The sequence below is a fragment of the Protofrankia sp. Cas3 genome, from assembly GCF_963555955.1.
Lineage (GTDB): Bacteria > Actinomycetota > Actinomycetes > Frankiales > Frankiaceae > Protofrankia.
This window is the reverse complement of record NZ_CAUVXP010000021.1, coordinates 1-25,450: the sequence shown is the minus strand read 5'-3', so window position 1 is coordinate 25,450 and position 25,450 is coordinate 1. Positions and strand designations below refer to the sequence as shown.

The window sequence follows — 25,450 nt, the reverse complement described above, 5'->3', positions numbered from 1 at the left end:
GGATCACGTTTCAATCCCTCCAGGGATGATCACGGACCTGGCCGTCCCCGTAGGGGGCGGCCATCCCACCATGTTTCAATCCCTCCAGGGATGATCACGGACACGGGCCACCATCCGCCCGACTCACCGGAGCGGTCACGTTTCAATCCCTCCAGGGATGATCACGGACTCCCGTCACCCAACACCATGTCCGAGCTGGTCTTGTGTTTCAATCCCTCCAGGGATGATCACGGACGCCAGCGCGTTGGCCTCAACCCCCCACGCCCGGCGTTTCAATCCCTCCAGGGATGATCACGGACGACATTGGGCAGCAGCCGGAACACCGCGCCGACGGAGTTTCAATCCCTCCAGGGATGATCACGGACCCCACGGTGTGGGAGCCGAGTGCCCCGGCGCGGTCGTTTCAATCCCTCCAGGGATGATCACGGACAATGAGGCCGCCGGAGCCTATCGAGACCTTCAGAGCGTTTCAATCCCTCCAGGGATGATCACGGACCTGGTGCTCCTCTGCCGGCCCGGAGGGCTGTCACAAGTTTCAATCCCTCCAGGGATGATCACGGACCCCACGTGGACGACCCGGATATCGGCCCGCGCTCGAGTTTCAATCCCTCCAGGGATGATCACGGACACCGCGATGACGATGGGTGCAGGCGCGCCGCTCGCGTTTCAATCCCTCCAGGGATGATCACGGACGTGATCCCACCTGCCCGATAGCCGTTGACCATGTTCGTTTCAATCCCTCCAGGGATGATCACGGACGCGTACTCGCCGTCAACGTCGTGGTGTTGTCATATTCGTTTCAATCCCTCCAGGGATGATCACGGACTGCAAACGGTGCGCAAGCGGACTATTGCGCTAGAAGTTTCAATCCCTCCAGGGATGATCACGGACATGCTGTAGTCTCATACCAGCATCGTAAAGTTCGGTTTCAATCCCTCCAGGGATGATCACGGACACACAGATTACAGCGTTGACGGTGATCATCCTCACCGTTTCAATCCCTCCAGGGATGATCACGGACTTTACTGGACAACAAAGATACTAAAAGAGACTCGGTTTCAATCCCTCCAGGGATGATCACGGACCCGGCCATAATTCAGAAGATGTGACAATATGGTTGTGTTTCAATCCCTCCAGGGATGATCACGGACTTGACTGTTCCGGTTTGGTGACATGGGTTCTGCACAAGTTTCAATCCCTCCAGGGATGATCACGGACTAGGTGCCGTTAGGTCGCAGCGTGACCGTAGTTCCGTTTCAATCCCTCCAGGGATGATCACGGACCCGCACCCGAGACACCCCCCGCCGTACCCACACCACGTTTCAATCCCTCCAGGGATGATCACGGACCCGGCTCGTGGGTGTCGTCCGGCCCTAGCAGGGAGGTTTCAATCCCTCCAGGGATGATCACGGACGAATATGATGTGGGTAATATTCAACAGAGTGACAGGGTTTCAATCCCTCCAGGGATGATCACGGACACGAAGATAAACTCGCAGGTCACAGGCGGTTTGCGGGGTCGATCCGGGGCCTGTTCTGCAGCGGTCCGGCGGTAGTGCAACGCCGCAGGTCAGAGCCTTGATCGTCATTCTAGAGGATGGAGTCCTGGTTGCCCGTCTCGCGTCCGAGCCACTCGGTCTCCACCAGGTGCGGCGACCGCGTCCGGTAGACCCGGATGCTGTCATAATCGAGATCAAGATGGGCGCGAAGGGCTGCGAGAAGCGCTCGGTACTGCGCGGCGGACAGCTCCCCTTCGAACACGCTGCGCTGTGTCCAGTTCAGATACTTGCGGCAGGTCTTGAGGACGACCGGGTTGCGTTCGGCCACGGTGTCGTAGACGAGCACGACGAACATGCGTCACCACCAGGGCCGGAACGGCTTGTAGGGGGTGTCCTCCAGACAGAGTCGGACAAGCTTGAGGGCCTCGAAGTGGATGAGCTCCTCGTAGGAGACCTTCCGGCGCAACGTCCGATGGTAGACGGTCGTGGCGAGCTCTTCACGGATCATGATGGCAACCTTCTTACGGCCGTCACGGCTGAGCGAAGCCTTGCCGACGTCGCTTTCGAAGTCGGAGGGACGCAGGGTTTTCTGCGCGGCGGCGCGGCGCAGCAGGCGTTCGGCGAACAGCGGTTTGAACGGTTCCGCCAGATCGAGAGCGAGGGTGTTGCGGCGGCGGTCGGTGTCGGCGTGCAGAAAGCCGAGCGCCGGGTGCAGCGGCGTGCAGCGGATTGCAGTGAGAACACGAGCGTAGACGATGCTGTTGACGTAACTGATGAAGGCGTTTCCGGCATTGGTCGGTGGGCGGCGGGTACGGCCGTCGAGGCGCAGCCAGGCCGGCAGGATCGTGTCGAACACGCCCCAGGCCGTCCGGCGGAAGTTCCCCTCGGCGCCCATAAGTTGCTCAGCACTGTGACAGTCCGGGAGCTGGGCGGTAAGGGTGTCCAGGGCGCGATCGAGATGTTCGGTGTCCAGCGCCCAGCGCACATTTGCCGCGGTGGTGGCTACCAGTGAGCGGGCGACGGCGACACGTCGCTCCGGGTCCGCGGTGAGAGCAACCTGGCAGCGGACCACCTGAGCCGACGACATGTCCTCATCCGGTGTCACGGCGCCCGCATAGTTGCCGTAGTGGTCCAGGATGTGGACCATCACGCCGTGCCGGCCCAGCAGCGACACGGCCGCGGTGTTGATGTCGACGTGGTCGAAGGCCACCAGGTCACGGACGTCGGTGATCGGGACGTGTACAGGGCTGGCGTCGGCCCGTTCGATGCGCAGGCTGTTGTCCTCGCGGCGGATGCGGCACGGTTCGGTCAGCCAGTAGGTGCGGCCGGCCGCGCTCATGCCTGGCGCCAGGATGCCCGACGGTGGTTGATCATATGAACTACCCCCAGCAGTAGTCGATGTAGGAGCAGCCACGGCAGCGCCGGCGCTCCAGTCGTGGCGGTATTGCCGGCGCGGCGATGACGGCTCGGGCCTGCCGCTCGGTCTCCAGCGCGGTGGCGCGCGCCTCGGCGTCCCAGGTCACGGTGACCGTCCGGCGGATCAACGGGTAGTGGACGGTCCCGCCTCGCACGTTGACCCCACGCCGTTCCAGGAGCAGACAGTAGTGGCGGACCTGGGCCTCATGGTCGGCTGATGGGGCGCGCGAGGACTTGGTCTCGTGGACGACCGCGCCGGTGGTGACCCAGTCGATTTTCGCCTCGCCAAGGTCGATGTCGCGGCGGCGAGTGTAGGTGGTGTCGTCCACGACCTCACCGAAGGCGACCAGATCGCTGGAAGCCTCCGGACGGTAGCCGCGCATGTAGAGCCAGAGCTGGCGTGGGCAGTGCAGCAGATACTTGATGTGAACCCCGCCGAGCCCACCGTCGACGGCGTCGCTCCCAGCCTTGCCAACGTCGCTGCCAGGGTTGATGTCGCTCACCGGACGGACGTCGCTCACAGGACGGTGTCCACGGACACGGCCGGTTCACGACCGCCGGCATCCTGGCCGGTGGTCAGGTCCAGCCCGGCATCCGATGTGTACGGCAGATCGACCACGGCCAGTTTCAGTGCCCGGTCGAGGTGGGCACGCTGGTCGCGCAACAGCCCGGCATACTGCCCGAACCGGATGGGGATGAGCAGCCCTTCGGCGAGTAACGGGTCACCGTCGCGTTTGTCTGACAGCGTCCAATAGTCGTCGACGTCGTCTTTGTGCAGGACATGCATGGTGTCGAAGCCCTCGTCGAGGCGTTCGGCGAACTCGCTGCGGTCCTCGAAGGGTTTGCAGAAGGTCAGGAATGCGGCGCTGAACTCCTCGCGCGCCTCACGCGCGGTCTGTGCCCACCGCCGACCCCAATCCGTGGCGTAGACGTCCGCCAGCCACGCGTCGATGGTGTGCTCCGAGATCCTCGGATCACCGGTCACGGTGCGTTGCATGGCTGCCCATGCCGCGCCCAACGCCTCCTCCTCGTAGGGCAGGTGGGCGGATACCGCGTGAACGCGGAACTCGACAGGACCGTCCGGATGGCATCCGCGCCGGTTGACTCGGCCGGCGCGTTGGGCGACCGCTTCGATCGGGGCGAGTTCGCTGGCCCCGCGGTCGAAGTCCAGGCACAGCGAGACCTCCAGCACCTGGGTCGACACGACGAGCCCGCCGCGCCCCTCCCGCACCGCCGGCTCGCCTGGCCCCCGCTCGGGATACCGGGCGCGGATTCGCTGTTCGATCGCGGCGCGGTCGCGGGCCTTGAACCGGGAGTGCAGCAGCAGGGCCGCGTCATCGTCACCTGGATGAACGTCGCGGACGGCCGGTGCCAGCGCATCGAACAGAGCCTGAGCGGTACGGACGGTATTGGCCACGACCAGGACGCTGCGCCCCTCGGTCAGCCAGCCAGTGATGGCCGCCAGGCTCGCCGGCGAGGTGATCGGCTCGTCGTCGAGGACGAGCCGATGGCGGTCGGGCGCGGTGCCCGCGGCGGCGTGTACGACCGTCACCGGTTGGCCGAGGCTGTCCCCGACCAGGAGGCTCTCTTCGACCAGCTCGATCATCGGTGGAGCGAGGGTCGCGGACAGCACCGCGATCCGACTCCCGAGTCGCGCCCACAGCTGCAGCGCCGCGCAGATCCGGCCGAAGGTGACCGGATCGTAGGCATGCAGTTCGTCCAGAACGAATCCACCTCACCGGTCAGGACGGCCGCGTCCCGGGGCCGGCTCGCGTGGGTCGGTTTCGCGTTCGGGAACAGTGCGTACAGGACTTTCCACCAGTCATAAGCCGGATGGTCCTTGGCCGCCATGGATGCCCGCACGACATCCCGCACGATCCGGGCCGCGACAGCGTCGAGATCCGCCGCGGTCACCTCATCGGGACGGTCGCGGCCCGCAAGGGTCGTCACCGCCCACGCACCGCTCCGCTGGATCGGATGATGCGTACAGGCCAGCACGTCCGTCCGTAACTGCTCGCCGGAATACGGTGGTCCGGTCACCGGATCCAGCCGAATCCCTGGTTCGTGTTGAGCCCCAGACCCCATTCATAAAGGGCGTCAAGCAACGAGCACGATGCCTGCACGCGCAGCTGGACGGTACTTCCGTGTCGAGGTGCACGTTGCACCAGGAACTTGCGTGGTGGTCCGCTCGACACAACGTCGACCTCGACGTCGTTAGGCAGACCCAGCACGTCCGCCTTGTGCCGCAGGTTGTGGCACAGCTGCTCCACATACCGCGGATCGTCGGGATGAATGAACCGGTCCTCGACCTTCACCAGCACCGGTGTCACCGTCGAAAAGACGGCTTCCCCCGAACTGTGATCGGGCGTCGGTTCGAGCTGCACACCCCGCACCCGCAACGCAACCGTGCCCCAGCGGATTTCCGTACGTCCGGCGATACCTGCCAGCAGTGCGGCGGCCACCCGTGGCACCGGTGAGCCGAACCAGACCGAACCGTCGCCGGATGCGCCGTACACGCCGGTGCGCCGGCCCGCGCCACGGAAACACGGTGACGAAAGACCCAGTGGACGCAGCGAACTGCCCGCATAGCCGTGGTCGTGCAGCTCGACCGCCAACGCCTCATCCTGGGCGCGGATCAGGTCGTAGGCCACCCCGCGCGCAGGGCTGAACACCTGCGGCCACGGAATGCTGTCCACGTCCGCGGCGACATCCACCCGAAATCTCATCCGACTCCCCCGATCCTGCATGCCGTGGTCTTGTCCGTGCTCGGCGCTGAACTCCCGTACCCGCCAAGCCGCCCACAGCGCCGCCCACGACGCCGCCCTCATCCATCAGGTACTGACGGACGACCGGGACGACAGCCTCCCACCCGCCGATCTGGCTCCGCACGTCGGGCGAGCGGATCATAACCATCGGATAAGACGCAGACCCGTCCGCGCTATCCGACCGACATCATGTACATAGTGCTATAAATCAGCAACACTCCGCTGTATGCTGTGAAGCAAACGTGCCGTCCGAACCCAGCAGGGAGTGGCACCATGACCAGGGTGATGGTGCGAGATGAACCGTCGACCACGCAGCCGGATGTGGATGGTCGGGCGTGCTCCCCGTTTACCGGTCTCGCCGGCGAGCCGCTCGGCGACGCCGATCTGCGGCGCTGGCCCTTCGGCATCGGCGCTGTCGAGACCCGCGACGGCGTCACGTTCTTCCACTCCCGCCACCCGGATGGCTTCACCCCGGACGACCTGCGCCGAACTCCGGCGGATGGCCGGCGGTACGAGCTGGTCGACGGCACCATCGTCGTGAGCCCGTCCCCGGGTTACGCCCATCAGCTCGCGGTCGCGCACCTGCTCGCCCGGCTCGTCAGCGCACAGACCGGGGCCGCTCGGGCGCTTCCCGCACCCTTCGATGTCACGCTGGCGACCGGCCGCGTCCTTCAGCCCGACATCGTCGTCCTGGCGCATCCCAAGGCGAAGATCCCGCTTCTCGCGGTCGAGGTGCTGTCCCGGTTCGGGCGGAGTTATGACCGACGGGACAAATTCGACGAGTACGAGACGGCCGGCATCCCGTCCTACTGGATCGTCGATCCGGACGTCCCGGCGGTCTTCGTCTTCGAACTCGCCAAGGGCCGCTACGAGCAGGGCCGCTACGAGCAGGTCGCCTATGCCGAGGGCCCGGCAAGGTGCACCGTAGAACGCCCGTTTCCGTTGAGCTTCTCCCCAGCCGACCTACTGGCCTGACAGAAGCAGGCCGGCACCCATGATCGGCACGAGTTTGTCGCTAGGTACGCGAATCAGGCCGAAAAGCGTACACAACAACAAACTCGCGCCGATCATGAACCGGGAACGTGTGCGAGGATGGCGGAACGGCGGAACGGCGGGACCGCCGGGTCAGACGTTGAAGCCGAGGGCCCGCAGCTGTTCGCGACCGTCATCGGTGATCTTGTCGGGACCCCAGGGGGGCATCCAGACCCAGTTGATGGTCACGTCGTTGACCAGCCCGTCCGGTCCGTCGGTCAGGGCCGAGCGGGTCTGGTCCTCGATCACGTCGGTCAACGGGCAGGCCGCCGAGGTCAGCGTCATGTCCAGGGTGACCGTGTTGTCGTCATGGACGTTGATGCCGTAGACGAGGCCCAGGTCGACGACGTTGATGCCGAGCTCGGGGTCGACGACGTCACGCATGGCCTCCTCGACGTCGTCGACGGCGGCCTTGTCCACCGCCGTCCCAGCCGTTTCAACCCCGGCCGTTTCAACCCCGGCCGTGTCGACCTCAGCCGTTTCAACCCCGGCCGTTGCCACTTCGGCCACGGTCGGGTCCTGTTCGGTCACGGTGGTCTCGCTCACCGGTCCACCTCCTGTTCCGGGATGCCGCCCACCGCCTGCGCGGTCGCGTCCTTCCAGGCCATCCACGACAGCAGGGCACACTTGACCCTGGCCGGGTATTTTGACACGCCCGCAAAGGCGACCGCGTCCTCCAGCACATCTTCGTCCGGCTCGACGGTGCCGCGCGACTGCATCAGTGCCAGGAACTCCTGGCCCAGCTCCAGCGCCTCGGCCACGGACCTGCCGATCACGAGATCGGTCATGACGCTCGCCGACGCCTGGCTGATCGAACAGCCTTCACTCTCGTAGGAGACGTCCGCGACCTTACCGTCGGACACCTTGACCCGTAGGGTCACCTCGTCCCCGCAGGTCGGGTTGACGTGGTGAACCTCGGTGTCGAACGGCTCGCGCAGCCCACGGTGGTGCGGGTTGCGGTAGTGGTCCAGGATGATCTCCTGGTACATGGAGTCCATTTTCACGTCCCGAAGAACCTCCGCACATGCCCCAGGCCTTCCACGAGTGCGTCGACCTCACCGCGGGTCGAGTACAGGTGGAAGGACGCCCGTGTCGTGGCCGGGACGCCGTAGCGCACGCAGACCGGGCGGGCACAGTGGTGCCCCACCCGCACGGCGACGCCCCGCTCGTCGAGCAGCTGGCCGACGTCGTGGGGGTGCAGCGGCCGGTTGTCGGATCCGGTGAACACGAACGAGATGGCGCCGCCCCGATCGACCGGGTCCGGCGGCCCGATGATCCGCAGGCCCGGCACGGTGGCGAGCTGACCGAGGGCGTAGGTGGTGATGTCGTGCTCATGGGCGGCGACCGCGTCCATACCGAGCTCGGTGAGGTAGTCGACCGCGGCACCGAGGCCTACAGCCTGGGAGATCATCGGTGTACCGGCCTCGAACCGGTGCGGGGGCACCGCATAGGTCGACGCCTCCATCGTCACCGTCTCGATCATCTCGCCGCCGCCGAGGAACGGCGGCATGACCTCCAGCAACTCGCCCCGGCCCCACAGCACGCCGATACCGGTCGGGCCGCACATCTTGTGGCCGGTGAAGGCGAGGAAGTCCACCCCGAGCGCGGTCACGTCGATCGGCATGTGCGGCACGGACTGTGATCCGTCCAGGACGGTCAGCGCGCCCACCGCACGGGCGCGGGCGACCAGTGTCGCCACCGGATTGACCGTACCGAGGATGTTCGACTGGTGCACGAACGAGACGACCTTCGCCCGCTCGGTGATCACCTGATCGAGGTCGGTGAGGTCGAGCCGGCCGTCGTCGGTGAGACCGATCCAGCGCAGCGTGGCCCCGGTCCGCCGGCACAGCATCTGCCAGGGCACCAGATTGGAGTGGTGCTCCATCTCGGTGATGACGACCTCGTCGCCCGGCCCGAGGCGGAAGCGCGCCGCCTCGGGGCCGGCGGAGGCCGCGTTGCTCATCGCGTAGGCGACGAGGTTCAGCGCTTCGGAGGAGTTCTTCGTGAAGACGACCTCGTCCCGCCGGGGTGCGCCGATGAAGGCCGCGACCCGGTCGCGGGCGGACTCGTACAGCGCGGTCGCCTCCTCGGCGAGCACGTGGATGCCGCGGTGGACGTTGGCGTTGTGCTGCTCGTAGTAGTCCCGCTCGGCGTCGAGGACACGGGTGGGCTTCTGCGAACTGGCCGCGCTGTCGAGGTAGACCAGCGGCCGGTTGTCATGAACGCGCCGCGCCAGGATCGGGAAGTCCTTGCGGATCCGCTCGACGTCATAGGCCAACCTCGGCTCGCCCGTCCCCCCGGTCCTCAGATCATTTGCAGGGACGGGCGCGTCCCTCACGTCGGTCATCGTCACGCCGCCGTCCCGGCCGGCTCGCTCGCCTTGACATACCGGTCGTAGCCACCGTCCTCCAGGACCGCGGCAAGCTCGGGGCCACCGGAGTCGACGATGCGCCCACCGGTCATCACATGGACGAACTCCGGCTTCACATACCGCAGGATGCGGGTGTAGTGGGTGATCAGCAGAATGCCGGTCTCCCCGGCCGCGCGGACGGACTCGATGCCGGCGGAGACGATCCGCAGCGCGTCCACGTCCAAGCCCGAGTCGGTCTCGTCCAGGATGGCGATCTTCGGCTTGAGCAACGCCATCTGCAGGATCTCGTGCCGCTTCTTCTCACCGCCGGAAAAGCCCTCGTTGACGCTGCGCTCGGCGAAGGCCGGGTCCATCTCCAGGCCCGCCATGGTGTCACGGACCTCCTTGACCCACGTACGCAGCTTCGGCGCCTCGCCGCGCACGGCCGTCACCGACGAGCGCAGGAAGTTCGACACCGACACGCCGGGAACCTCGACCGGGTACTGCATGGCGAGGAAGACACCGGCACGGGCGCGTTCGTCGACGCTCATCGCGAGGACGTCGACCCCGTCCAACGTCACCGAACCACTGGTGATCGTATACTTGGGGTGACCGGCGATCGAGTACGCCAGCGTCGACTTACCGGAGCCGTTCGGCCCCATGATCGCATGGGTCTCGCCACGGCGGATCGTCAGATCCACGCCGCGCAGGATCTCCCTCCCCTCGGTGGAATCGGTCTCCACCGAGACATGGAGGTTACGGATCTCAAGGGTCGACACTTGATCAGTCTCCTATATACCGCTGCCGCTGTATACCGCTGTATGCCGCCGTATGCCGCCGTATCCAGCTATGACGGCCCGACGTCGACGAGCACGTCGTCACCGTCGATCTGCACCGGATAGACGGGCACCGGCTCGGTTGCCGGCAACCCGATGGGTTTACCTGTGGCGAGGTCGAACTGCGAGCCGTGCAGCCAGCATTCGATCCTCGCGTCCTCGACCTCACCGTGGGAAAGCAGCACCTCGGCGTGGGAGCACTCGTCGCGGATGGCAAAGACCTGCCCGCCGGCCAGCGCCAGGCATACCGGCTGGCCGTCGACCTCGACGCCGAGCGCGGACTCCTCACGCAGGTCGGACAACGCGCACACGCGCTGGAAACCACCCACTAGACGACCCCGTCCAGCTCCGCCTCGACCGCCGCGGTGATCCGGTCCCGGAGAGACTCGATCTCGATCCGGTCGACGATCTCGGCGAAGAAGCCCCGGACCACCAGGCGCCGCGCCTCGTCCGCCGGGATGCCCCGCGCCATCAGATAGAACAGCGCCTCGTCGTCGAAACGCCCGGTGGCACTGGCGTGGCCGGCCCCGATGACCTCGCCGGTGGATATCTCCAGGTTCGGCACCGAATCCGCCCGCGCACCATCGGTGAGAACCAGGTTGCGGTTCAGCTCGTAGGTGTCGGTACCCACCGCATCCGCTCCGATCACCACGTCGCCGATCCACACCGCGTGCGCGCCGGCGCCCTGAAGCGCGCCCTTGTACGCGACCCGGCTACGACACGACCGCGGGCCGTGATCGACGAGTAGGCGGTGCTCCTGGTGCTGACCGGCGTCGGTGAAGAACAGCCCGTAGAGCTCGGCGTCCCCGCCAGGCCCGGCATAGGTGACGGTGGGCGACAATCGGACGAGATCGCCACCGAGAGTCACCGTGAACGAACGGAACCGGGCGTCGCGGCCGACCCTGGCCGCGTGCGCGGCGACGTGCACCGCACCCGCGTCCCAGTCCTGCAGCGAGACGAAGGTCAGTGACGCGCTGTCACCAATCGACAGTTCCACGTTACCCGCGAAGATAGCCTGCCCGGTGTGGTCGAGCACCACCGTGACCGAGGCGAACGCCCCGACCTCGACCACCAGATGGGCGTAGGCGATACCGCCGGAACCGTGCAACCGGACGATCACCGGGGTGTCGGGAGTCGCCTCGGCGGGCACAGTGACCACGACGGCATGCTCGGCCCGGGTCATCGCGAACGCCGACACGCGGTCGGCCGGAGTCAACACCCGCCCGACCCGGGCATCGTCGACGCCGACATGTTCGACCGTGACAGGCTCGGGTGCCTCGACATTCACGGCAAAGGTGGCGTCGGCGTCCGGGCCTGCGAGCAGGCCGCCCAGTCGGCGCAGCGGGGTGAACCGCCACTCCTCCTCGCGACCGGTCGGCAGCGGATGCGCCTGCGGGTCGCGGGAGCGCACCGGACGCGGTCGCCCGTCGGGCCGACCCGCCGACACCCCTGCCTTCGACCCGACCGGTGACCCGGTCGAGGACCCGGCCACCAGCACGGCCGCGGCCGCACCGGTGGATGATTCCTCGGCTGAACCGTCACGCGAACCGTTGTGGATGGGAGCGGTCACCATCAGCCGACCGCACCTTCCATCTGCAGCTCGATCAGCCGGTTGAGCTCGAGGGCATACTCCATCGGCAGTTCCCGGGCGATCGGTTCCACGAATCCGCGCACAACCATGGCCATGGCCTCGTCCTCGGAAAGCCCGCGGCTCATCAGGTAGAAGAGCTGGTCCTCCCCGACCTTGGACACGGTGGCCTCATGCCCGATTGAGGCGTCGTCCTCCCGGACGTCCACATAGGGATAGGTGTCGGAGCGGCTGATCGTGTCGACCAGCAGGGCGTCACACTTCACCGTCGCCCGTGAGTTGTGCGCGCCCTCCTGGATCTGGACCAGACCCCGGTAGGAGGTCCGGCCACCGCCACGGGCCACCGACTTGGACACGATGGTGGACGACGTCCACGGTGCGGCGTGCACCATCTTCGCGCCGGCGTCCTGATGCTGGCCGGAACCGGCGAACGCGATCGAGAGCACCTCGCCCTTGGCGTGCTCGCCGAGCAGCCACACCGCCGGGTACTTCATCGTCACCTTGGAACCGATGTTGCCGTCGATCCACTCCATGGTGCCGCCGGCCTGACACGCCGCCCGCTTGGTCACCAGGTTGTACACGTTGTTCGACCAGTTCTGGATGGTCGTGTACCGACAGCGGGCGTTCTTCTTCACCACGATCTCCACGACCGCCGAGTGCAACGAGTCAGAGGAGTAGATCGGCGCCGTGCAGCCCTCGACATAGTGCACGTAGGCACCCTCGTCGACGATGATGAGCGTCCGCTCGAACTGGCCCATGTTCTCGGTGTTGATCCGGAAATAGGCCTGGAGTGGAATCTCGACGTGCACGCCCGGCGGTACGTAGATGAAGGACCCGCCGGACCACACCGCGGTGTTGAGCGCGGCGAACTTGTTGTCGCCGACCGGGATGACCGACCCGAAGTACTCCTTGAACACCTCCGGGTGCTCCCGCAGGGCGGTGTCGGTGTCGAGGAAGATGACGCCCTGCTCCTCAAGATCTTCCCGGATCTTGTGGTAGACGACTTCACTTTCGTACTGGGCCGCCACACCGGAGACCAGACGCTGCTTCTCCGCTTCGGGGATGCCCAGTCTGTCATAGGTGTTACGAATGTCCGCCGGCAGGTCGTCCCAGGTTGCCGCCTGCTTCTCGGTCGACCGGACAAAATACTTGATGTTGTTGAAGTCGATGCCGGAAAGATCCGCGCCCCAGGTCGGCATGGGCTTGCGACCGAAGAGCTTCAGGCCCTTGAGTCGGAGCTGCGTCATCCACTCCGGTTCGCTCTTCTTGGCCGAGATTCCGAGGACGACCGCCTCTGACAGGCCGCGCTGGGCGGTAGCCGCATACGCGTCCGTGTCGGACCAGCCGAACTTGTAGGAACCCAGACCCTCCAGTGCTTCGGGGACTGTGGCCTCCGGGCGCGCGATCTGACGATCGTCGCGCGCCCTTTGGCCCTCGAGTCGACTGTCGATCTCGGTCTCGGGAATTGTGGTCATATGACAGGCCCCTCCGAGGAGGTGGGAGTGATGGGGTTCATTGCGGTGGACGTACTGGCGGTGGACGTACTGGCAGTGGAGACGGGAGCGGGGTCCAGGGGAACATGCGTCGTGCACACCCCATCACCATGCGCGATTGTTGCGAGCCGCTGGACGTGGGAGTCGAGCAACCTCGCCAATGCGGCGGTCTCAGCGCCGCAGAGTTCGGGAAAGCGCTCCGCAACGTGCTGCACCGGACAGTGGTGCTGGCAGATCTGGATGCCGGTCGGCAGTGGTGAGGCACTTGCCGTGTAGCCGGCGGCGGACATGGCCGCCGCCAGCGCCGCCGGTCGGTCCGCCGGGTCAGCCTCGGCCACCGCCGGCTTGACCCGGCGTTCCAGATCGGCGGCACGCGCCTCGGCGAACTCCGTGACACCTTGGTGACCCGCGACGTCCGCGAGGAAGCTCAGCGCGCTGGCTGCGAGATCCTCGTAGGCGTTCGGGCCCGCCGCGTGCCCGGCGGCGGTGAGCTGGAACAGCCGGGCCGGACGCCCGCGGCCACGGGGGGCCGCGGTGCGCGCCGAACGGGTCGTGATCGTGTCTTCGACGAGCATCGCGTCGAGATGCCGACGGATCGCCGCCGGCGACAGGCTGAGATGAGCCGCGAGCGTGACCGCGGTCGAGGGACCGAGTTCCAGGAGCAGGCGCGCGACACGGTCACGGGTTCGGCCGTCGGCCACCGCACCGCTGGAAGTGTCGGGCATGCTTTTCACAACACCACTGTGCCTTATTTCCCGTCAGAGGTCGAACGGGTCGGCGCGCCGGGCCGACGCGATCCGTCGCAATACCTGACCATCGTGGCATCTGACCTGGGCACGGACCGCACGGTCGAGCCGAGCGTCTGATGCGCCACATCCCCGGTCCAGGCCCCGGTCCACGGCCCCGATCCACGGCCCCGATCCACGGCCCCGGGCCACGCAAACCCCGTCGGCATCCGCTACCACTGGCAGACCACGCTCATCAGCGCATCACCACGAGTGAGAGGTCGTCGCACCGGCCAACTCCTGACACGCTGCGACGGGAGGCGAACAGCGTCTCCGGTTCGTTCGACGTGACCTGGACGGAGAGCGTGACCGAGGCCGACGCAGGCGCTGGCGCTGGCAGGGACTACGCCGCGGAGTTGGGACGCCGGCTGCGGGCGGCCCGTCACCGCCGCGGCATGTCCCTCCTTGATGTCCAGACGCGGACGAACGGACGCTGGACGGCGGGCACCCTCGGCGCCTACGAACGTGGCAGCCGCGCGCTGCGGGTGCACCGCCTGGTGGAACTGGCCGACCTGTACGACATGGCCGCGATCATGCTTGTGCCGCCGCCACCGTCGGCCCGCTCCGACCTGGTAGGACTGCCGCCGCTCGCCATCGACCTGCACCGGCTGCGCAAGCTGCCACCGACCCGCACCGGGCCGCTACGGCGCTGGATCGCAATCGTCCAGGTCCTGCGTGCCGACAGCTCCCGGGACGTGCTGCGCCTGCGGCGAACGGACCTGCCCGCGCTGGCCCGGCTGTACAGCACGACCCCGCTGCTCCTGCATGAACGCTTCGGTGCCTGGGGGGCGCTCGCCGACCCGGACACCACACAACGTCCCCCGTCGCCCCGCGGCCAAACCCCACCCGCGACGCGTGCCGCACACCGTGCACGCGGTGGTCCGTAGGATCGCCGATGTGGCGGAGGACCTGGCAGTCGAGGTTGTCGACCTGGTCAAGACCTACCGGCCACGTTCCGGCCAACCCATCCATGCAGTCAACCAACTATCACTGAACGTAACTACCGGTTCAGTGACGGCGCTGCTCGGCCCGAACGGTGCCGGTAAGACCACCACGATCGAGATCTGCGAGGGTTTCCGCCATCCGGACTCGGGCCACGTGCGGGTGCTCGGCCTCGATCCCCGACGCGACGCGGCCGCCCTGCACCCCCGGGTGGGAGTCATGCTCCAGGCTGGCGGGGTCTACCCGGGCGCCCGTGCGCAGGAGATGCTCAGCCTGCTCGCCGCACATCACCGCAATCCGCTGGACGTCAGGGTCCTGCTCGAGCGGGTCGGCATGTCCGGCTCGGCCCACACGCCCTACCGGCGCCTGTCCGGCGGGCAGCGCCAACGGCTGTCCCTGGCGATGGCGTTGGTGGGGCGACCCGAACTCGTGTTCCTGGACGAGCCCACCGCGGGTCTGGACGTGCAGGCCCGCCGGGCCACCTGGGACCTGGTGACCGAGCTGCGCGGCAGCGGGGTGACGGTGGTGCTCACCACCCACGCCATGGACGAGGCGGAGCACCTCGCGGACCACGTTGTGATCATTGACCACGGCGGGATGCTCGCGGCGGGTTCCCCGGCCGAGTTGACCCGGGGGGGCGCCGAGGGACAGCTGCGGTTCCGGGCGCCGATTGGTCTCGACATCGACCGCCTTGTCCTGGCCCTCCCGGACGGCACGGTCGCGACGGAGGACCCTGCCGGCCGCTACGTGGTGCACGGCCGGATCGACCCGCACCTGTTGGCAGCGGTGACCGCATGGTGCGCGAGCAACGGTGTGCTGGCCGAGGATCTCAGAGTCGAACAGCGCAGTCTGGAGGACGTGTTCGTGGAACTCACCGGTTCGGGGTTGCGGCCATGACCGGCACCGGCACCCCGTCCGAGGCGACGGCACCGGCGACGGAGACGGCACCGGCACCGGCACCCGGACAGGTACCGGCCGCCCAGCGTCCACTCGACCTTCGCCCGGCACCTGGCGCCGCGCGCTGGTCAACCATGCTCCGGGCCCAGACGATGCTCGAGGTGAAACTGACGCTGCGCCGCGGGGAATCGGTACTGCTCACTGTGATCATCCCAGTTGGCCTGCTGCTGTTCTTCACAACCGTAAACGTGCTGCCCACCGATGCCGGTGCTCCGGTGGATTTTCTTGTCCCCGGCATCCTGGCTCTCGCGGTCATGTCGACGGCGTTCACCGGACAGGCGATCGCAACCGGATTCGAGCGATCCTACGGTGTGCTCAAACGGCTCGGCGCGAGCCCCCTGCCCCGGTCGATCCTGCTCGCTGGCAAGACGCTGGCCGTTGTCAGCGTGGAGATCATCCAGGTCCTGCTGGTGATCGCCGTGGGATTCGGCGTCGGCTGGCACCCGCACGGTTCGCCGTTGGCGGTGGGGTTGCTCCTGCTGGTGGCGACGGTTGCCTTCTCGGGCCTCGGCCTTCTGATGGCGGGCACGTTGCGGGCGGAGGCGACCCTGGCCGCGGCCAACGGCGTCTACCTGCTGCTGTTGCTCGTGGGCGGGATCGTCGTCCCGCTCTCCCGGTTGCCTGGTTGGCTGGCCGGCGTTGGCAAGCTGCTGCCCACGGCCGCGACATCGGACGGACTGCGCGCGATTCTGCGGGACTCCGCCGGTCTGCCCGTCGCGGACCTCGCCATTCTGCTCGCCTGGGCGGTCGGTTCACTGGCCCTCGCGGCGCGGACGTTCAAATGGGAATAATCTTCTACGAACGGTAGTATGACCTGCGATGAGCGGATGGAAGAAAGTACCGACGGTGAGTCCCACTGTCTTCAGCCTGCTCACCCGGATTTCCGTCGCCCTGCTCGCGCTGATTGTCGTCACCGGCGGCGCGGTGCGGCTGACCGGGTCCGGGCTTGGCTGCCCCACCTGGCCCACCTGCGGTGACAACTCGTTCGTCACCCGGCCGGAGTATTCCGCGCACGGCTGGATCGAATTCGGCAATCGTCTGCTGACCGTCGCCGTGGGGCTGGTGATGCTGCTGCTGCCGCTGGTATCGCTGCGGCTGGCCGAGCGCCGCCGCGACCTCGTCGCGCTCTCGTTCGGCCTCTGGCTCGGCTTCCTCGGCCAAGTGGTGCTCGGTGGGTTGACCGTCCTGTTCAAGCTGCACCCCGCGCTGGTGGCCGGGCATTTCCTGCTGTCGATGCTGCTGTTGGTGGACATCGTCGTGCTCGACCGCCGGGCCCGTCAGGGCGCTGGCCCGGTCCTCCCGGTGGCCCGGCCCGAGCTGCTCTGGCTCGCCCGGGTGCTCACCCTGGTCGCGGGCGCGGTGCTGGTCCTCGGCACTGTGGCCACCGGCACCGGTCCGCACAGCGGGGACTCGTCCAAGGCCAGGCGATTCGGGTTCGACATCACCACTGTCGCGCAGTTGCATGCGGACGCTGCGATGGTGCTGGTGGGACTCGTGATCGCCACCGTGCTCGCCGTCCGTCCCGGTGGCGCGCCGGCCGAGGCCGTGCGTGCGAGCAGCGCGCTCGCCGCCGTTGTCATCGCCCAGGCCGGAGTCGGGTTCACGCAGTACTTCACCGGTGTGCCCGTCGGCCTGGTGGAACTGCATATCGCCGGGGCCACCGTGCTGTGGATCCTCACCCTGCGGGTCTGGCTCGCGATGAAGGAATCAGCCTCAGCGGTAGGTAAAAAAGGTCACCATCACGACGAAAATCCCCTACCCAGGTCAACTGGTGAGCGCCGCGACCGCGACCGCGACGAACAGGAGCGTCAGATAGGTGATCGAGATGTGAAACAGCCGCATCGGCTGGATCTCCCCCCCGCGGCGAACCTGCCAGACCAGCCGGTGGGCCTCGGCCAGAAACCACCCGCCGAGCACCGCAGCCACGACCAGATACGGCCATCCCGTATGGGCGACGGGGACGAGTAGCAGGGAAGCAGCCACCATGGCGTAGGAGTAGCCGAGCATCCGTCTGGTGACCACCGCGGGGGACGCGACGACCGGCAGCATCGGGATACCTGCGGCGGCGTAGTCGTCCCGGTATTTGATCGCAAGCGCCCAGAAGTGCGGCGGGGTCCAGAAGAAGATCACAGCAAACAGCAGAACGGCGGGCCAACCGACCGTTCCGGTCACCGCTGACCAGCCGATGAGAACCGGGAAGCAGCCGGCCGCGCCGCCGATGACGATGTTGGACGGGGTACGCCGCTTGAGTCCCAGGGTGTAGACGAAGACGTAGAACACGATCGCCCCGTCAGCGAGCAGCGCCGAAACCCAGTTGACGGCGAAGCCGAACAGGGCTGTGGCTGCCACACCGAGCAGAATCCCGAACCGCAGTGCCTCAGCAGGGGTGACGCTCGCCTGTACGAGTGGCCGCCGACGTGTCCGCGCCATCATCTGGTCGATGTCGCGGTCTATATAGCAGTTGAACGTGTTTGCGCTGCCCGCCGCGAAGGTCCCGCCGACCAGCGTCGCGAGCACCAACCACAGGGACGGCAGGCCGTGCTCGGCCAGCAGCATCACCGGTACGGTTGTGATCAGCAGCTGCTCGATGATCCGGGGCTTCGTCAGGCCGAGGTAGGAGCGGGCCAGCGCCCCGGCCGGGCGCCGGGACTTCGCTGGACCCGCAGGCCCACCGGACTCCGGCTGCGCGGACATGTTCCGCTCCGGCAGACTGGAAACCGACGTAGACGCGGCCAAGGCGGACAGGACGACCTCGCGATCGGCGGGAGATGGAGGGCACCCGCACAGGCTCGGGCCCCGCGACCGGGGCTCACAACGTGGTTCTACGACGTGTCGGAGTCTAGCCGTCGGGTGTCGCGCCGGGCGCCCTACCCACGGACAGACAAGATTTTTCTCTCAAGTAACGATCACAACACACGACGTAGTCAACCAGTGGACTCACGCGATCTTCAATCACTCAAGGCTTGCGTTGCTGCACATTAGATGAAGAAATCGTCAAGTAGAAGTAACGGAAGGATAGTGTTCTCGCTAACTTTCCCGCGCCGCCACGAGTATCCGGACACTGGGATGAGGCGACCGCGAGAGGGTAGGGGCATCATGGCGGCACGGCGCCAGGGCTTGTGCGGCGGTGCCCGGTCAACAGGCCGTGGCCTGTCTGCAGGTGCTGCCGCGGTGGTCGCCACAGCCGTTCCCGGTGCCGTAGCCGTTCCCGGTGCCGTAGCCGTTCCCGGTGCCGTAGCCGTTCCCGGTGCCGTAGCCGTTCCCGGTGCCGTAGCCGTTCCCGGTGCCGTAGCCGTTCCCGGTGCCGTAGCCGTTCCCGGTGCCGTAGCCGTTCCCGGTGCCGTAGCCGTTCCCGGTACGGCGCAGCGCGACAGTGCCAGACCATGTACCAACGCCCGTGGAGAGGACGTCACAGCGCGATGACCGACCCCTTGGCTCAGCTTTCCACCGCCGGAGTGGCGGTCTGGCTCGATGACATCAGCCGCGATCGCCTGCGTACCGGCAACCTCGCCGAACTGATGCGCACCCGCGCCGTCGTCGGCGTCACCAGCAACCCGACAATTTTCCAGAAGGCGATCAGCAGTGGCTCCGCGTATGACGAGCAGATCCGCGATCTCGCCGTCCGCGGGGTGGACGTCGGTGAGGCTGTCCGAGCGATCACGACGGCCGACGTCCGCGCCGCCTGTGACGTGCTGCGTCCCGCATATGAAGCCAGCGGCGGCGTAGACGGCCGGGTGTCGATCGAAGTGGACCCTCGGCTGGCCCATGACAGCGAACGCAGCGTGGCCGAAGCCCGGGCGTTGTGGTGGTTGGTCGACCGACCGAACCTGTTCATCAAGATCCCGGCTACCCTGGCCGGCCTATCGGCAATCACCGCGACGCTCGCCCAGGGCATCAGCGTCAACGTCACGCTGATCTTCGGACTGGACCGTTACGACGCCGTCATGGATGCGTACATGACCGGCATCGAACAGGCCGGGCAGGCCGGCCATGACCTGTCCAACCTTGCGTCGGTCGCTTCGTTCTTCGTCAGCCGGGTTGACACGGAAGTGGACCGCCGGTTGGAGAAGATCGGCACCGACGAGGCCAAGGCACTGCGGGGCAAGGCCGCGGTCGCCAACGCACGGTTGGCCTACGAGCGTTATGAAAAGGCCTTCGCGACCTCGCGCTGGTCGGCCCTTGCCAAGGCCGGTGCCAGGCCGCAGCGACCGCTGTGGGCGTCGACATCCACGAAGGACCCGGCGATGCCGGACACGATCTACGTCGCCGAGCTGGTCGCCCCGGGCACGGTCAACACGATGCCCGAGGCAACGCTGCACGCGTTCGCCGACCATGGGGTGGTCACGGGTGACACGATCAGGCCGCACTACGACGATGCCCGTGCCGTGACGGCCCGCATGACCGAGCTCGGTATCTCGCTGCCCGACGTGGTCGAGGTACTTGAGCGCGAGGGTGTGGAGAAGTTCGAGGACTCCTGGAACCAGCTGCTCACAGCCGTGCACGAGAAGTTGGACGCGCAGCGCTGACTGCCGCGCGGCGATGATTCTGGACCTGCCCACGACAATTCCGGACAGCACGATAATTCTGGACAGACAGAGGGGGTTCGGGTGACACCAGCGGTGAGCACCAACCCACTGCGGGACCCGCGCGACCGCCGCCTGCCACGGCTGCCTGATCCGTGTGCGCTCGTGGTCTTCGGAGTTACCGGTGACCTGGCCCGCAAGAAACTGATCCCAGCCATTTACGACCTGGCAAACCGGGGTCTGCTGCCACCGGGTTTCGTACTGCTCGGGTTTGCCCGGCGCGACTGGAGCGACGGTGATTTCGCGGACATCATCCGGGAAGCCGCGGAGAAGGGCGCTCGGACGCCGTTCCGCGAGGAGGTGTGGGAACGCCTCGCACCCTCGATGAAGTTCGTCCCCGGATCGTTCAACGACGACGCCGCGTTCGACATCCTCGCCCAGACCCTGCTCGACCTCGAGGAAACCCACGGGGTTCCGGGAAATGCGGCTTTCTACCTGTCCATTCCGCCGTCGGCATTCCCGGTCGTCCTCAAGCAGATGCAGCGCACCGGTATGGCGAACAACGAGGCGTCCGGCGGCTGGCGGCGGATCGTGGTCGAAAAGCCCTTCGGGCACGACCAGGAGTCGGCCCGCGCGCTCAACGAGCTCGTCGACGACGTCTTCACCCCCGAAGACGTGTTCCGCATCGACCACTACCTGGGCAAGGAGACCGTCCAGAACCTGCTGGCAATGCGGTTTGCCAATACCCTGTTCGAACCGATCTGGAACTCCCACTTCGTGGACTCCGTTCAGATCACAATGGCCGAGGACGTCGGTATCGGCTCGCGCGCCGGGTTCTACGACGAGACCGGCGCGGCCCGCGACGTTCTGCAGAATCACATCCTGCAGCTGCTGGCGCTCACCGCGATGGAGGAGCCGGTGAGCTTCAACGCCGATGCCATCCGGTACGAGAAACTCAAGGTCCTGCGGGCGATCTCGCTGCCGACCGACCTCGCCGCCTACGCTGTCCGTGGCCAGTACGAACAGGGCTGGCTCGCCGGCCGGCGAGTGACGGGCTACCTCGAGGAAGACGGCGTCCCCGCGGATTCGCGGACGGAGACCTACGCCGCCGTCCGGATCGGAATCGAAACCCGCCGGTGGGCCGGTGTTCCGTTCTACCTGCGCACCGGCAAACGGCTGCCGCGCCGGGTAACCGAGATCGCGGTGTTGTTCAAACCGGCGCCGCACCTGCCGTTCGACGCCACCGATACCACCGAGCTCGGCCACAACCAGCTGGTGATCCGGGTCCAGCCGGACGAAGGCGTGACGTTGAAATTCGGGTCCAAGGTGCCGGGCTCCGCCATGGAGGTCCGCGATGTCGCCATGGACTTCCTGTTCGGCGAGGCGTTCACCGAGTCACTACCCGAAGCCTACGAAAGGCTCATCCTCGACGTGCTTCTCGGGGATGCGACGCTGTTCCCGAACAACGCCGAGGTGATCGAGTCCTGGCGGGTGATCGACCCGATGGAGGACTTCTGGGCCGGGACCGTCCCGTTCCGCTACCGGTCGGGCACCTGGGGACCAGCAGCCGCCGACGAGATGCTCGCCCGCGATGGACGCCGCTGGAGGCGGCCATGAGGCCGGCGACCACGATCACTGCCCCGTCGACGGCCGAAGGGCCGCCGACCCGGACGGCGCAGATCGCACGGACAGCACGGAGGCGGCCATGACAACTCTGTGGGACACGACCGGCACCGATGTCGTCAAGGCGTTGGCGGCCGAACGACGCTCAGCCGGGGCGCTCGCCTTCGGTCTGGCGCTGACCCTTGTGGTCGTGGTGGACGAGAAGCACGTCAGCGTGGCCGAGAGCGCCGCGACCACGGCGGCGGCGGCCCATCCGTGCCGCCTGCTCATCGTCGTCCGGCGCCAGGTCGACGCCTCCAACTCGCGACTGGACGCCGAGGTCTCCATCGGTGGCCGGCTCGGGCCGGGTGAGGCCGTGGTCATGCGGATGTTCGGACGCCTCAGCCTGCACGCGGAGTCGGTGGTCCTGCCGCTGTTGGCACCGGACGCGCCCGTGGTGACCTGGTGGCACGATGTTCCCCCGGACCGCATCGCCTACGATCCGCTCGGGGTCTTCGCCGACCGGCGGGTCACCGACGCGTCCGTGGCGGAGGATCCGATCGCCGCGCTGCGCCAGCGGGCGGCGGACTTCGCGCCCGGCGACACCGACCTTGCGTGGACGCGGCTGACCGCCTGGCGGACCTTGATAGCCGCCGCGTTCGACTCGCTCATCGAGAAGCCGCGAGCGGTCACCATTGTCGGAGGGGACGTCGACCCCAGTGTCCGTCTGCTGTCCGGTTGGTTCTCCGACCGCCTGAACCTGGCGGTCAACCTGGAGACGAAGGCACACCGTGGGCTCGCCGAGGTACGATTTGATCTTGATGACGGCGAGCTGACAGTCGCCCGACAGGACTCCCGCACCGCGGTACTGAAGCGGCCCGGCCAGCCCGACCGGGCCGTGCCGCTGACCGAACGCGGCCTCGGTGATCTCCTGGCCGAGGAGCTACGCCGGCTTGACCATGACGGGCCCTACGCCGACGCTCTGGCGGCCTGGAGTGGAATCGGAGGTCTCGCGTCCCGTTCCCCGGTCCGCGAACACATCTGGCGCGACCCGATGACGGGCACCGCGGCCAGTCCGACAACAGCAGGCACGGCGAGCACAACGGGGATGGCGGGCACGACGGGCACGATCGCGGGGACGGCTGGCTGATGGGCGCGCCACCGCAAGTGATCATCCATCCTGACGCGGACCTGCTCGCCGCCGCGACCGCGGCCCGGCTGATCATCAACCTCCAGGAGGCACAGGCTGCCCGCGGCACCGCGTCGGTGGTACTCACCGGTGGCGGTATCGGCACGGCGACGCTTCGGGCGGTCCGCGACAGCCCGATCGTCGCAGCGGTCGACTGGGCACGGGTCGACGTGTGGTGGGGCGACGAGCGGTTCGTTCCCCTCGACTCGACCGACCGCAACGACGGCCAGGCCCGAGCGGCCATGCTCGACGCGCTGCCCCTTGACCCGGCCCGGATCTTCACGATGGGCGACCCGGGCAGCACAGCCGACGCTGACGCGGCCGCGACCACCTATGCGCGGCTCCTCGCCGGACGCGCGACCGCCGGCTCCCCTGCGCCCGCCAGGAGCACGGCCGACACCACGGCGGCGGCCCCGGCCTTTGACGTGCTGCTGCTCGGCATCGGACCGGACGGCCACGTGGCGTCGATCTTCCCGGGCTCCCCGGTCGTGGACGCCCGGGCAACGACTGTCGCGGTCCGTGACTCCCCTAAACCACCACCGGTCCGGATCACCCTCACGTTCCCCGCCATCCAGGCGGCCCGTGAGGTCTGGGTCCTCGCCGCCGGCGAAACAAAGGCCGACGCGGTGACCCGGGCACTCGCGGGCGCATGCCCCATGGAGATCCCGGCGGTGGGTGCCCAGGGTCGGGAACGGACCCTGTGGCTGCTGGACCGTGCCGCGGCGGCCGGAGTTCCCGCGCTGGCCATGCCGGCTCCGGGCCGGTAGGCCGGCTCCGGGCCGGTAGGCCGGCCGGGTCGGGACCGCCGGGTCGGCGTGGTACCGACCGGTAGACGTTGCGACCGGTACCACGCCGAGGCTCACGGTCGAGCCGATCTTCACGGTCAGGCGGTGCCCCGCAGCTTGGCGAGGGCCTCGGCCAGAATCGCCTCACCGTCCTTTTCGTTACGCCGTTCCCGGACATAGGCGAGATGGGTCTTGTACGGTTCGGTCTTCGGCGGCGCGGGCGCGTTGTCGCGGTCGCGGCCCGCCGGGAACCCGCAGCTGGGGCAGTCCCAGGTCTCCGGAATCGCAGCCTCGGCGGCAAACGACGGCTTGGTTTCGTGATCATTGGCGCACCAGAAGGAAATCCGCTGCCGCGGGGCGGTCTCGCCCCGTTCAGCCTCCCCCATCGGTCCCGCTCCTACCCGACTTCCTCGGATGGCGTTACCACCTGCCACGGTCCGTCTACTCCTTTGTCTCGTCCCTCTGTTGACTCCGGACCCGGCCCCCAGCGTCTGCCGGTTCGGCCTGACCGAGTGTAAGACGAGATGGGTCGACCTCGTCGCACCCACCACCGCCGGTCATCCTCACGACGGTTTCAGGTCACTGTAAGCGAACCTCTCACGCAATACCCATGGATACGCCGGTGGGATCACCGTTGTCGAGCGAGCCCAGCCGCAGGAAACCGCGGACGTTGACGCTGTGCATACGCGGCACAACGGTAACGGCCAGCGGGATAACCGCGACGTCGGTGAGCAGCTCCCGTTCCAGATCGCCCCACCGGGTGTTGGCAGTAGCAGCGTCACGCTCGGCGAGCGCATCGTGTAGGGACAGGGTGATCCGTTCGTTACGGTATCCGCCGTCGGCAGGTCGGGGCCCCGACCACGCCGGCTCCAGCAGGGGCTGGAACACGGTACGCCCGGCGTTGCCGAACCACTGTGGTGTCACTGTGGTGAGGGCGAGGTCCCAGGTCTGGCTGTCGGGGGCTACCGCGGCACGCGGGTAGTCGGCGGCAGCCACAGCGATGACCCGCAGTGTCACGCCCGCCCGGGCGAAGCCCGCCGCCAGCGCGGTCGCCACGGCCGCGTCCGACGCCGAGTCGGTGGTGAGAAGGGTCACGGTGGTGAGCGGACCCCCGGGCGCGGCGCGCGTCCCGTCTCGGCACCGCGTCGCATCACCGGTCGACCCGAGGGTGGGGTAGGGATCCCGCGGCTGGTAGCCGACCATCGGGGCCGCCAACAGCTGCGCGGTGGTGGTGGCGGTGACCGGCCCGCCGAGAGCCGCTGCGACACTGGCGCGGTCCACACAGTAGGCGAGCGCCACCCGGACGGCGCTGACGCGTAGCGCGGCGGAGGCGGGGCCGTGCAGCCCTACGGTGAGCGCCACGGTGGATCCCGGGCCGTCCGTCGACAATCTGCCGTCAACGCGGGCGTCGAGCCCCGCCACGTCCCCAGCGGGAACGGAGCTGTCGAGGGCCATGTCGGCCCGTCCGGCTTCGATCTCGGCCTGGGCGGCAGCGGCGTCGATGTTGGTACGCACCGTGACGTGATCGGCAAGTGCCGGGCGGACCCCGTCCGATGACGCGATCCACGCCGGATTGCGCGACAGGCTATATGCCTCGTCGTTCACCGCGGCGCCAAAGTGGTAGGGACCGTCGGAGATGAGGTGCTCAAAGTAGCTGGATGAATCCGGTGGGTAGGCAAGAGCTTCCAG

General features: G+C 67.4%; 25 protein-coding genes, 1 pseudogene and 1 CRISPR repeat array (1 of these 27 cut by a window edge). Of the genes and pseudogenes, 9 read left to right on the top strand and 17 right to left on the bottom strand.

What is annotated here, in order from left to right; genetic code table 11:
- Positions 1–1,480: direct repeats of the CRISPR family, unit length 30 nt; unit sequence GTTTCAATCCCTCCAGGGATGATCACGGAC (it extends 2,018 nt beyond the left edge of the window).
- A gap of 109 nt (positions 1,481–1,589) precedes the next feature.
- The 5 genes from cas2 to cas6 form a co-directional block, all read right to left on the bottom strand.
- Positions 1,590–1,853, bottom strand: coding sequence for a CRISPR-associated endonuclease Cas2 (cas2, locus tag U9983_RS06425; RefSeq protein ID WP_322753137.1), 264 nt, complete (start codon positions 1,851–1,853; stop codon positions 1,590–1,592).
- Positions 1,854–1,856: 3 nt separating this feature from the next.
- On the bottom strand, positions 1,857–2,837 hold the full coding sequence (gene cas1b, locus U9983_RS06420) for a type I-B CRISPR-associated endonuclease Cas1b (protein WP_322753136.1): 981 nt from the start codon (positions 2,835–2,837) through the stop codon (positions 1,857–1,859).
- Between the two features lie 40 nt (positions 2,838–2,877).
- Entirely contained in the window at positions 2,878–3,408 is a 531-nt protein-coding gene (locus U9983_RS06415; RefSeq protein WP_416211295.1) for a CRISPR-associated protein Cas4, read from the bottom strand.
- A 23-nt stretch (positions 3,409–3,431) separates the two neighbouring features.
- Positions 3,432–4,628 (bottom strand): hypothetical protein, encoded by a 1,197-nt coding sequence (locus U9983_RS06410; RefSeq protein ID WP_322753159.1) that lies wholly within the window; start codon positions 4,626–4,628, stop codon positions 3,432–3,434.
- 322 nt (positions 4,629–4,950) lie between these two features.
- Positions 4,951–5,640, bottom strand: coding sequence for a CRISPR-associated endoribonuclease Cas6 (gene cas6, locus U9983_RS06405; protein WP_322753134.1), 690 nt, complete (start codon positions 5,638–5,640; stop codon positions 4,951–4,953).
- 312 nt (positions 5,641–5,952) lie between these two features.
- On the opposite strand from cas6, the gene U9983_RS06400 reads away from it, so the two are divergent.
- Positions 5,953–6,654: a Uma2 family endonuclease gene (locus U9983_RS06400; RefSeq protein WP_322753133.1), complete on the top strand. Its 702-nt coding sequence runs from the start codon at positions 5,953–5,955 to the stop codon at positions 6,652–6,654.
- Between the two features lie 150 nt (positions 6,655–6,804).
- Here U9983_RS06400 and U9983_RS06395 read toward each other — a convergent pair whose 3' ends face one another.
- From U9983_RS06395 to U9983_RS06360, 8 genes are all read right to left on the bottom strand, one after another.
- Positions 6,805–7,257, bottom strand: coding sequence for a metal-sulfur cluster assembly factor (locus U9983_RS06395; protein WP_416211294.1), 453 nt, complete (start codon positions 7,255–7,257; stop codon positions 6,805–6,807).
- Positions 7,254–7,715, bottom strand: a complete 462-nt coding sequence (gene sufU, locus U9983_RS06390) for a Fe-S cluster assembly sulfur transfer protein SufU (RefSeq protein ID WP_322749672.1) — start codon at positions 7,713–7,715, stop codon at positions 7,254–7,256. The genes U9983_RS06395 and sufU overlap by 4 nt, the downstream gene beginning before the upstream one ends.
- Entirely contained in the window at positions 7,712–9,019 is a 1,308-nt protein-coding gene (locus U9983_RS06385) for a cysteine desulfurase (protein WP_322753158.1), read from the bottom strand. Before U9983_RS06385 ends, sufU begins: the two co-directional genes overlap by 4 nt.
- A gap of 41 nt (positions 9,020–9,060) precedes the next feature.
- Positions 9,061–9,840, bottom strand: a complete 780-nt coding sequence (gene sufC, locus U9983_RS06380; RefSeq protein WP_322749671.1) for a Fe-S cluster assembly ATPase SufC — start codon at positions 9,838–9,840, stop codon at positions 9,061–9,063.
- Positions 9,841–9,908: 68 nt separating this feature from the next.
- On the bottom strand, positions 9,909–10,226 hold the full coding sequence (locus tag U9983_RS06375; protein WP_322753132.1) for a non-heme iron oxygenase ferredoxin subunit: 318 nt from the start codon (positions 10,224–10,226) through the stop codon (positions 9,909–9,911).
- Entirely contained in the window at positions 10,226–11,470 is a 1,245-nt protein-coding gene (sufD, locus tag U9983_RS06370) for a Fe-S cluster assembly protein SufD (RefSeq protein ID WP_322753131.1), read from the bottom strand. The genes U9983_RS06375 and sufD overlap by 1 nt, the downstream gene beginning before the upstream one ends.
- Positions 11,470–12,960: a Fe-S cluster assembly protein SufB gene (gene sufB, locus U9983_RS06365; protein WP_322753130.1), complete on the bottom strand. Its 1,491-nt coding sequence runs from the start codon at positions 12,958–12,960 to the stop codon at positions 11,470–11,472. The genes sufD and sufB overlap by 1 nt, the downstream gene beginning before the upstream one ends.
- Positions 12,957–13,703: a transcriptional regulator gene (locus tag U9983_RS06360; protein ID WP_322753129.1), complete on the bottom strand. Its 747-nt coding sequence runs from the start codon at positions 13,701–13,703 to the stop codon at positions 12,957–12,959. The genes sufB and U9983_RS06360 overlap by 4 nt, the downstream gene beginning before the upstream one ends.
- Positions 13,704–14,068: 365 nt before the next feature.
- On the opposite strand from U9983_RS06360, the gene U9983_RS06355 reads away from it, so the two are divergent.
- From U9983_RS06355 to U9983_RS06340, 4 genes and pseudogenes are all read left to right on the top strand, one after another.
- Positions 14,069–14,650: a helix-turn-helix domain-containing protein gene (locus U9983_RS06355; RefSeq protein ID WP_322753128.1), complete on the top strand. Its 582-nt coding sequence runs from the start codon at positions 14,069–14,071 to the stop codon at positions 14,648–14,650.
- 10 nt (positions 14,651–14,660) lie between these two features.
- A complete protein-coding gene (locus U9983_RS06350; RefSeq protein ID WP_322753157.1) occupies positions 14,661–15,602 on the top strand; it encodes an ABC transporter ATP-binding protein in 942 nt (313 codons plus the stop codon).
- Complete coding sequence (locus tag U9983_RS06345; protein ID WP_416211293.1) at positions 15,599–16,453, top strand: ABC transporter permease; 855 nt, start codon at positions 15,599–15,601, stop codon at positions 16,451–16,453. The genes U9983_RS06350 and U9983_RS06345 overlap by 4 nt, the downstream gene beginning before the upstream one ends.
- 28 nt (positions 16,454–16,481) lie before the next feature.
- Positions 16,482–17,282: pseudogene (locus U9983_RS06340) on the top strand (COX15/CtaA family protein); the annotation flags it as partial.
- 144 nt (positions 17,283–17,426) lie between these two features.
- Here the strand turns inward: U9983_RS06340 and U9983_RS06335 are convergent.
- Positions 17,427–18,356 (bottom strand): heme o synthase, encoded by a 930-nt coding sequence (locus U9983_RS06335; RefSeq protein WP_322753127.1) that lies wholly within the window; start codon positions 18,354–18,356, stop codon positions 17,427–17,429.
- Between the two features lie 400 nt (positions 18,357–18,756).
- The gene (locus U9983_RS06330) at positions 18,757–19,047 is read right to left on the bottom strand and encodes a hypothetical protein (RefSeq protein ID WP_322753126.1); all 291 of its coding nucleotides are present in this window, start codon (positions 19,045–19,047) and stop codon (positions 18,757–18,759) included.
- Positions 19,048–19,081: 34 nt separating this feature from the next.
- On the opposite strand from U9983_RS06330, the gene tal reads away from it, so the two are divergent.
- From tal to pgl, 4 genes are all read left to right on the top strand, one after another.
- Positions 19,082–20,188, top strand: coding sequence for a transaldolase (tal, locus tag U9983_RS06325; RefSeq protein WP_322753125.1), 1,107 nt, complete (start codon positions 19,082–19,084; stop codon positions 20,186–20,188).
- Between the two features lie 81 nt (positions 20,189–20,269).
- Positions 20,270–21,802 (top strand): glucose-6-phosphate dehydrogenase, encoded by a 1,533-nt coding sequence (gene zwf, locus U9983_RS06320; RefSeq protein ID WP_322753124.1) that lies wholly within the window; start codon positions 20,270–20,272, stop codon positions 21,800–21,802.
- Positions 21,803–21,890: 88 nt separating this feature from the next.
- The gene (locus tag U9983_RS06315) at positions 21,891–22,937 is read left to right on the top strand and encodes a glucose-6-phosphate dehydrogenase assembly protein OpcA (protein ID WP_322753123.1); all 1,047 of its coding nucleotides are present in this window, start codon (positions 21,891–21,893) and stop codon (positions 22,935–22,937) included.
- The gene (gene pgl / locus U9983_RS06310) at positions 22,937–23,743 is read left to right on the top strand and encodes a 6-phosphogluconolactonase (protein ID WP_322753122.1); all 807 of its coding nucleotides are present in this window, start codon (positions 22,937–22,939) and stop codon (positions 23,741–23,743) included. Before U9983_RS06315 ends, pgl begins: the two co-directional genes overlap by 1 nt.
- 116 nt (positions 23,744–23,859) lie before the next feature.
- Here the strand turns inward: pgl and U9983_RS06305 are convergent, their stop codons facing one another.
- Positions 23,860–24,195 (bottom strand): RNA polymerase-binding protein RbpA, encoded by a 336-nt coding sequence (locus U9983_RS06305; protein WP_322750802.1) that lies wholly within the window; start codon positions 24,193–24,195, stop codon positions 23,860–23,862.
- Positions 24,196–24,358: 163 nt separating this feature from the next.
- On the bottom strand, positions 24,359–25,450 hold a 1,092-nt coding region (locus U9983_RS06300), incomplete at its 5' end, for an ABC transporter substrate-binding protein (protein ID WP_322753121.1).

Coding starts and splice junctions, on each gene's coding strand:
- cas2 (WP_322753137.1), bottom strand. CDS start 1,853: ATGTTCGTCGTGCTCGTCTACGACACCGTGGCCGAACGCAACCCGGTC.
- cas1b (WP_322753136.1), bottom strand. CDS start 2,837: ATGAGCGCGGCCGGCCGCACCTACTGGCTGACCGAACCGTGCCGCATC.
- cas6 (WP_322753134.1), bottom strand. CDS start 5,640: ATGAGATTTCGGGTGGATGTCGCCGCGGACGTGGACAGCATTCCGTGG.
- U9983_RS06400 (WP_322753133.1), top strand. CDS start 5,953: ATGACCAGGGTGATGGTGCGAGATGAACCGTCGACCACGCAGCCGGAT.
- sufD (WP_322753131.1), bottom strand. CDS start 11,470: ATGGTGACCGCTCCCATCCACAACGGTTCGCGTGACGGTTCAGCCGAG.
- sufB (WP_322753130.1), bottom strand. CDS start 12,960: ATGACCACAATTCCCGAGACCGAGATCGACAGTCGACTCGAGGGCCAA.
- U9983_RS06360 (WP_322753129.1), bottom strand. CDS start 13,703: ATGCCCGACACTTCCAGCGGTGCGGTGGCCGACGGCCGAACCCGTGAC.
- U9983_RS06345 (WP_416211293.1), top strand. CDS start 15,599: ATGACCGGCACCGGCACCCCGTCCGAGGCGACGGCACCGGCGACGGAG.
- U9983_RS06335 (WP_322753127.1), bottom strand. CDS start 18,356: ATGTCCGCGCAGCCGGAGTCCGGTGGGCCTGCGGGTCCAGCGAAGTCC.
- U9983_RS06330 (WP_322753126.1), bottom strand. CDS start 19,047: ATGGTCTGGCACTGTCGCGCTGCGCCGTACCGGGAACGGCTACGGCAC.
- tal (WP_322753125.1), top strand. CDS start 19,082: ATGACCGACCCCTTGGCTCAGCTTTCCACCGCCGGAGTGGCGGTCTGG.
- U9983_RS06315 (WP_322753123.1), top strand. CDS start 21,891: ATGACAACTCTGTGGGACACGACCGGCACCGATGTCGTCAAGGCGTTG.
- pgl (WP_322753122.1), top strand. CDS start 22,937: ATGGGCGCGCCACCGCAAGTGATCATCCATCCTGACGCGGACCTGCTC.